Origin of the sequence: Marivirga sp., from assembly GCF_035704835.1 — a bacterium.
GTDB lineage: Bacteria > Bacteroidota > Bacteroidia > Cytophagales > Cyclobacteriaceae > Marivirga.
In genome coordinates this window covers 1-8,041 of sequence record NZ_DASSWQ010000032.1, presented here as the reverse complement: position 1 = coordinate 8,041, position 8,041 = coordinate 1, and the positions used below count along the sequence as shown (strand labels likewise).

General features: G+C 34.4%; 7 protein-coding genes. 1 reads left to right on the top strand and 6 read right to left on the bottom strand.

Features of this window, described 5'->3' with window-relative positions; translation table 11 throughout:
* Positions 1–187 precede the first annotated feature (187 nt).
* The 6 genes from VFM92_RS05715 to VFM92_RS05690 form a co-directional block, all read right to left on the bottom strand.
* The gene (locus VFM92_RS05715) at positions 188–445 is read right to left on the bottom strand and encodes a hypothetical protein (RefSeq protein WP_325121236.1); all 258 of its coding nucleotides are present in this window, start codon (positions 443–445) and stop codon (positions 188–190) included.
* A gap of 290 nt (positions 446–735) precedes the next feature.
* Positions 736–987 (bottom strand): hypothetical protein, encoded by a 252-nt coding sequence (locus VFM92_RS05710; protein WP_325121235.1) that lies wholly within the window; start codon positions 985–987, stop codon positions 736–738.
* Between the two features lie 176 nt (positions 988–1,163).
* Entirely contained in the window at positions 1,164–1,532 is a 369-nt protein-coding gene (locus VFM92_RS05705) for a hypothetical protein (protein WP_325121234.1), read from the bottom strand.
* 17 nt (positions 1,533–1,549) lie between these two features.
* A complete protein-coding gene (alr, locus tag VFM92_RS05700) occupies positions 1,550–2,707 on the bottom strand; it encodes an alanine racemase (RefSeq protein ID WP_325121233.1) in 1,158 nt (385 codons plus the stop codon).
* Positions 2,701–4,695, bottom strand: a complete 1,995-nt coding sequence (locus VFM92_RS05695; protein WP_325121232.1) for a hypothetical protein — start codon at positions 4,693–4,695, stop codon at positions 2,701–2,703. Before VFM92_RS05695 ends, alr begins: the two co-directional genes overlap by 7 nt.
* Before the next feature lie 150 nt (positions 4,696–4,845).
* Complete coding sequence (locus tag VFM92_RS05690; protein WP_325121231.1) at positions 4,846–6,066, bottom strand: carboxylate--amine ligase; 1,221 nt, start codon at positions 6,064–6,066, stop codon at positions 4,846–4,848.
* A 286-nt stretch (positions 6,067–6,352) separates the two neighbouring features.
* Here VFM92_RS05690 and VFM92_RS05685 point away from each other — a divergent pair, with 286 nt between their 5' ends.
* Complete coding sequence (locus VFM92_RS05685; RefSeq protein ID WP_325121230.1) at positions 6,353–7,831, top strand: S10 family peptidase; 1,479 nt, start codon at positions 6,353–6,355, stop codon at positions 7,829–7,831.
* The last annotated feature ends 210 nt before the right edge of the window (positions 7,832–8,041 follow it).

The following is an 8,041-nucleotide window of genomic DNA, read 5'->3' as shown; positions in this document are numbered from 1 at the left end:
CGAATATTTGCCGCCAGCTTCTTTCAGATTCGCAGTCGCCCACGACACCCTTGCTATTGGCTAACGATAAGTACTGTAACTCTCGTTCGGGACTTGCACCCTATAGCATGATGACCATGCCTGACACACAAAAAAAGCCCGAAAACTAAGTTTTCGGGCTTTGATTTTGCAGAAGCAATATTAATAATTAATTGCTTGGATGTTCACCACCTCCAGAAGGATGCTCCTCCTTAGTAGAATCCGAAGCATCATCACTTGGATGCTCCGAATCATCTGAATGCTTTTCCTCGTCCATCATTTCTCCATCCATTACCTCCTCTGTTGAGGCATCCTCTGATGAACCTTCTTTATTACCATCACCACATGATATTAATGTAGCGGATAAAAGGAATATTGTTGCTATTGCAACAAGACTAAGTGATTTAATTTTCTCTAAAATCTTCATAGTTAGTTAATTGGTTATGATTATTTTACAATTTAGCCATTCTAAAGATTAAATCAACTTTGAAATTAAAAAAATGATTATTCCAAACTCACTGATATTAAAGACAATCCGAGAGGTACTTTCTTTTCTTCTTTATTAAGGCTTGGTCCTATTGAAAATTGAATACTCTATATTATTTTTCTGTCGAATCCATCAAGATTTAGATGCTCAAAATAATAGAGTAAAAAAAGTAGAATAAGGTCTTGCAAGCATCCTGAACAAAGTGCAGAAATGATCAGAAAAGCAATGCATTAGTTTATTCCAGTGGTTACAGAATCTTTATTCAAAAAGGATTGTAGATTTTCTAATTGCTTCGATTGCCTGTAATTCCAATACCTGATACTTTTTAAGCTTTCGTTTTGCTCTTTTAAGGATTCATTAAAGGAAGAAAACTCTTGGGAAATATGTACTTGAGTTTCTTTATACTGTTTAAACTCATTTTGAAGCTTTTTACTCAACAGATCAGTATTCTGAGATTGTTTAATTAAATCTTCCTCAATCAATTCTTGTTTTATTTTCAGTTCATTTAAATTCTCATTTGATCTGTATCCGAAGAAACATATGAATATAAATAGTAACAGTGCTATAAAACTGGGAATTAAAAAGCTTCGCTTTGAATGCGATTGAAATGTTTTTATTGATTTTGGCTTCTCAAATTGAAAGGAAAACTCGGGCTCCATCACATACTTTCTTCCTTGTAATAAAATAATTGAATCAACAAATCTCCATCTGCAATAGTATGCTGCTGGTAATCTTCAAAATCATTATTCCCGATTTGTACTAAATTATCTTCTAAAGGAGTATAAGAAATAGAAAAACAAGCTCCATTTTGCTCCAGTTTTTTAAGAAATACAACTAATTGAAAATATTCAGATAAAGCAACTTGCATATTACCTTCTGCTTGAATGTAAGCGGTCTGAGTATAAGTAGAAATCTGTAAGCAACTACTAGAAATGAAATAAGGAGCAATATCCTGTATATACAAAACATCTCCTGCTCTTTTCTCTAATTTGATAATTACAGTTTCTTCGTGTTTTGTAAAATTCATTTTTATTGTAAAAAGCTTTATTTTACTATAGTTCTAGGTATAGCTGCAGGTAATCGGCTTAACATTTCATTATTTAACAGTTGAGTACTGTTTGTAAAGCTGCTTACATTAATGACATTATTCTTTTGCCTACCGATCAAAACTACCTCATCTCCAACTTTAGCATCAGGAATATGAGTGATATCCACCATGAACAGATTCATATTGATTAAGCCTACAATTGGTGCCTTCTTACCATCAATCAATACATAACCTCTATTAGATAGTGCTCTCGGATAACCATTTGAATAGCCTAATGGCATCACTGCAATTTTCATTTTATGACTAGCCTGGAAGGCAGTTCCATATCCAATGAAATCTCCTTCAGGAACATCTCGAATATCCATTATATCCGTCTTCCAGCTGAATATTCTCTTTAAGGCACCATCAGACTTTTTATCAGTTTCCGATAGATGGTGATAGTAAATATCTGGACTCGGCCAGAATCCATATTGGGCAACTCCTACTCTTACTAAATCATAAACAGTATCAGGCATTGCCAAAGCGGCAGCTGAACAAGCTATATGTCTAATATTAGGCTCGAATTTTTTATCCTTACAGATTTTTAAAAATTCTTTATATTTCGATTTCTGCTTATCTATTTTAAACTGATTGCTCAGACTCTCTGCTCCACCAAAATGAGTGCACAGTCCTTGAAAAATTATATGTTCTTTATTTTTCTTTAGAAAGTTAATTGCTTTAGGAAATTCCTGTGCTGGCATTCCTGTTCTATTTGCACCCGTTTCCACTTCAATATGAACTTTAGCTGGCTTACCAATTTTTTTGGCAGCAGCCAGTGCAATTGGTAAACGGTCATAATTATAAACGAAAAACTCAATATTGTTTTCAATTGCCCAGGGTATATCTTCTTCATAGATAATACCCATAATCATAATCTGACTTTTCTTATTACATGCATTAAGAACTTCCTCTGCTTCAAATGAAGAGGCTACGGAAAAATGATGAACTCCACATTTTTCAGCTAATGGCACAAAAGATTCAATACCATGTCCATAAGCATTAGCTTTTACCACAGAGGAAAGAATGGCATCCTTCCCTATTTTCTTCTTTATAAAATTAATATTTGCTTTTAATGCTGATTGCTTAAGCTCTATTCTCGATGAATGTTTTACCATTTTTTGTTTGTTTCCAACCAGGTATATGATTTCCCCCAGCTTTCTTTTGCTAATGTTTTAACTTTCTCTACTTCTGTGGCAGGTATATTATCTACCATATTTTCTGCTTCCAAATCATTAAAATGAAAAGCGTAAGTTCTCGCTGCAAACTGGTACAAGGGCAATGATGATTCCCCATGAAGCTCTCCATTTCCAAAAACAGAAGGTTTAATATTTTGCCCCCAATCTTGGCGACCTTCATTATTTGGGTTAAGGAAATAAGCCCTATATTTTTCTGATGGGTCTTTATCTACTCTTAACAATGAAATAGCATGAAAACCTAACATATCACCTTTTGAACTGGTAATAAAAATACCAACCGGGTTAGGATATATAAGTCGATGCCCACCATTATATTCAGGATGACACATTGCATAAAATACCCTTATAAAACCGTCAAAATCTACAATCGCATTGGAAAAATAATCATAGGCCGATGCAAATCCAATTTGAATCCATTGACCATAAAGAGCTGGGTTCACCCACTTATGAGGGTCTTCTGCCCTTCCAGAGCCACGGATCATCATTTCATTGTATATCCTATCCAGCATAGGTACTAGAGTCACTGATACCGCATCCAGGTTGTAATCTAAATTCTGTACTAATCCTTGTCCTGTTACAGAAGCTTTTATTTCTTGTCCCTCAAATCGAAAAGTAATATCATTAGTAACAGCAGCAGTTTGAACCATATTTATCAGCTTAGCAGGTGCATGTTGACTCCACATACTTATACCTCTTGCACTTTGACAAGTAGGGTTATTTCCTTGTCCAACACCTAAAGGTTGACCTAAAATACGGAAAAGAGCTCCCATAAGATATTGCCTGGCACTCACTGCCTGATGGGGGTTTTTAGTAGACTTTAAAATTCTTTCTTCCACTTGTGGATGTATTTTTATACCGCTAAGATTGGACAAACCTGAACGCACTGCTTCTCTGGCAATCGTACCATTTTCTAACATTTTGGCCAATCCGTAAATGCACTGGGCATTGTAAATATGCACCGTTTTTAAAATCAGATCAGATAAAAAGGTAGTTAACTCGTTCCATCTTGTTTCTCCCACAGGCGTTAATCCTAAACAAATAGGTACTGTTTGGTAATATTCATTTTCAATCAAATATTTCAATAAAACAGCGTGATATTGACTAACCAAGCCGTACTCTAGCATTGATTTTCCAATTTCTTCAGCTTCTAAATAAAGTTCAGTATTATTTAATTTTTCTAATACAGATTGATATTCAGTAACGTTTTTATTAGCTGTATTAGCAGTAGGTCTGTAAATACATCTTTGGAACCTTAAAAGCTTTAAATCTCCTTCTTTTTTAGGATCTAGTTCAATCTTTTCTTTAACTAAAGCAATAATTTTTCTTTGCTTTTCTGTCACAACAGGCCGTTGTTCGCATATTAGTGTAAGCTCTTCTGCTAAAGTATCTTTTACGTCATCTAAATGAATATGCTCGGATAGGAAATTAAAGAGATTATGGACTTTGTTTAATTCATGCTCGCTCATTATGAGGCGAGTTTCTTCTACTGGTTCGTTGAAAACAAATTCTAAATTTGCCACTATTACTTCCTGAATAAAACTTTCTGCATCTTCAGCAGAAATCAGATCCGTTTTGTAATCACCTTTAGTAATTGCCAATAATCTAAGTTCACTTAATAATTCAATTGTGGAATTAGGATGACCACTTTTTAATGTTCCATTTACCAGTCCGGCCACTAATTTGGACGGATCAGCCCAAGGTGATTCCCTAAAAATACCTCCTTCAGATATCTTATCGATTAAACTATAAACCAAAGCTAAACCCTCAACAGAATCACTTAAAACATCGATTTGCCCCATTAGACGGTTTGCTTTCTCTGGTCTTGTCAAAGATGTAGCAGCGGTGAACTCTTCTAATAGTTCTTTTAATTTCTGATTGCTATTGTCAATTAATGTTTGATTCCCCATGGGGTTCTAAAAATTTATAAGGTTCATTGTCAAAGTTAAAAAATGACAAGCGTTAATAATACTCAATTTGGCTCTAAATAATGTTTTATTACGGGAAATAAAGTAAGAAGGACACAAACTATAGTTTGCGACCTTCTTATTTAATTATTCTTAATGATAGAAATCTACATCTTCATAATGTAATAATAATTCTGTCATTCTATCAGGGTCTTCTCCTTTAAAGTTCACAGTACCAAAGTGATTCCCGAAACCAGCTCTATCACTTATTTTTTGTGTAGTCATTGGAGGGATCAAATTATGATCTAAGAAATAAGGTTCCTCTTTCAATTCCTCTGGAATTTCTAATTTAGAAATTGAATTTTTGTGAGGATAAATCATCACATTTCCATAGAAATTCTTAGGTCTTGCATCAGGAGCAGGTAATATTTCTTTAATTTCTTCTTCTGACAAATTAGGATCATGCATTAAAACAAATGCACCTAAAGCGTCAAAATCGTAGGCTTTTCCTGCCAATTCCAAAATATGTCCACCAGGAATTCTGCAAGCTACCTCACCAAAGCTTAACGTATCATCTTCGGTTAGGAACCACTCAGGGTGAATCATTCCATATTCTATACCAAATAAATCGACAAGCTTTTGCATCTCTTTCATGATTTTGTCACGTTTTGAATACAATAGATTTCCTTCTGGTATAAAGTTAGAATAACCTAATTTAACATATTCAGTAATATTTAGAAACCTTATTTTTCCTTTATGAATAAAAGCCTCACAAGAAAACTCAGTTCCTGGCAAGTGACTTTCTGCTAAACATGGAAAATCATCTTCTTGACATTTCTCATCAACATCTGATAAAGAACGTAATAACCGGTGCCCAACAGTACCCGCAGAAGCAAATGGTTTAATATGAACCCAACTATCTTCTTCTCCGTCTACTTGGAGATTTGCTTGATTTAATCTTTTCATGAAAGCTTTTACACCTTCTTTGTTGTACACCTCTTCAAATAAACCAACGCGTAAACCTCCAATTAAAGCTTTTCGCTTCATCATTGCCTTATTTCTAAATAAGAAAGCACGGTTTAATACACGGGGATCATTTCTGTAAATGGAATTTAAAGCTCCAGCCCATTCCACAGTTTCTTCGAAAAGAGGAACAGCTACGTCTGCATTAAATGGTTTTAACTTCTCATGCAAATCTATAGAATTTGAAGTATCACTCCATTCATCAAATTGATAAGCGACAAAAGGAATATTATGCTCTTTAGCATAATCCTCAAAGTCAGGAAATGATACGACTACATAAGGTTTATTGAGCTTTTGCATACTCTCGATTACGGGTAAACTCCAACCCATTAGTGCAAAACAATTTGCCATAGTTCTTATAGTTTAGTTTAAAAGTTTAGTAATTACCTAATATAAACTATAAAATTTACAAGTCCGATATAATACTATGATATCTACAAATATGAAAAGGGAGAAAATGGGTCTATTAATTGCGTAATAGAGGAAAAAAAGTTGTGAATAAGCTTACCATATTTCAAAAATATATATTGTCACTGTTCTTCCATACCATTCATAAGGCTTTAAGTTCTTCCAAAATAAAAACATTTAAAAAAACAAAAAATCAGACTAATTTGAATTTAAAAAAACATTTGAACCTATGAAAAAATATATATTGCTACTAACTTTTGGATTAATATTTAACTACCAATCCAAATCACAAGAAAGGAAGTTGGAGGCGGAAGAAGAAATTGTTACAAATCATCAAGTAAGTATAAAGGGAGAGAAAATATCCTATTCCGCACAAACTGGCACTCAACCTGTCTGGGACGAAAATGGCAAACCCATTGCAGCAGTACATTATACGTTTTATAAACGCTCTGATATTTCTAATACCGATAGAAGGCCATTAGTTATCTCTTTTAATGGTGGACCTGGTTCGGCATCCGTATGGATGCATTTAGCTTATACTGGTCCAAAAATTCTTAGAATTGATGAAGAAGGTTTTCCTATTCAACCTTACGGAGTAAAAGACAATCCGCATTCTATCTTGGATGTTGCTGATATTGTTTATGTCAACCCCGTCAATACTGGGTACTCACGAATTTTAGACCCCGAAGCTAAAAAAGAAACATTTTTCGGAGTAAATCAGGATATTGAATATTTAGCAGAATGGATAAATACTTTTGTTACCAGAATAAATCGCTGGAATTCTCCAAAATATCTAATCGGTGAAAGTTATGGAACCACCCGAGTTTCAGGATTAGCTTTAGAATTGCAAAATAATCAATGGATGTATTTAAATGGTGTTATTTTGGTCTCTCCAACAGATTTAGGTATTGATAGATCAGGAGCAGTAGAATCAGCTAATCGCTTACCATACTTTACAGCGGCAGCATGGTATCATAAAAAATTGCCTGCAGATTTGCAATCGAAAGATTTAGACGTAGTGTTAGCCGAATCAGAAAGTTATACGCTCAACCATCTTTTACCGGCTATTGCAAAGGGTGCCTGGATATCGGATGATGAGAAGGAGAAAGCAATTCAAAATTTCAGTAGATTTTCGGGTTTATCTGAGAAAGTTATCTCACAGCATAATATGGATGTTCCGACCTCCTTCTTTTGGAAAGAATTATTAAGAGAGGAAGGATTTACAATTGGTAGACTTGATTCCCGCTACAAAGGAATTGACAGAATGGACGCTGGAACAAGACCAGATTTTAATTCAGAATTGACTTCCTGGTTGCATTCTTTTACTCCAGCCATTAATTATTACTACCGCAACTTCTTAGGCTATAAAACTGACATTAAATACAATATGTTTGGACCAGTTCGCCCGTGGGATAATAGTAATGATAATACTGGTGAAAATTTAAGACAAGCAATGGCACAAAATCCCTATTTGCATACGATGGTTCAAAGTGGCTATTATGATGGTGCTACTACATATTTCGATGCAAAGTATACCATGTGGCATATCGATCCGAGTGGTAAAATGAAAGATCGATTTTCATTTAAAGGATATAGAAGTGGCCATATGATGTATTTGAGAGCTGAAGATTTAGCTACTTCAAATGAAGATATAAGAAAATTCATAGAAAAGAGCTTGCCTGCCGCAGGAACACCCGCTAAATATTAACAACTTTCTTCCGCTCAGTTCTCAAATAATATGAGCGGAAGAAAATTTCTACCCATCTTTTTTAAAGAGCTTTTTCCTGACTTCCGCATTTTAACACCCAAAATTAAATAGCTCAGCTAAATACTTTTGTTCTTGGGTTAAGAGGAGAGTCTTCTTAATTCTTTTACCACTAACAGGCATTATAGCCTGTATTTCAAATATATTTTCAGC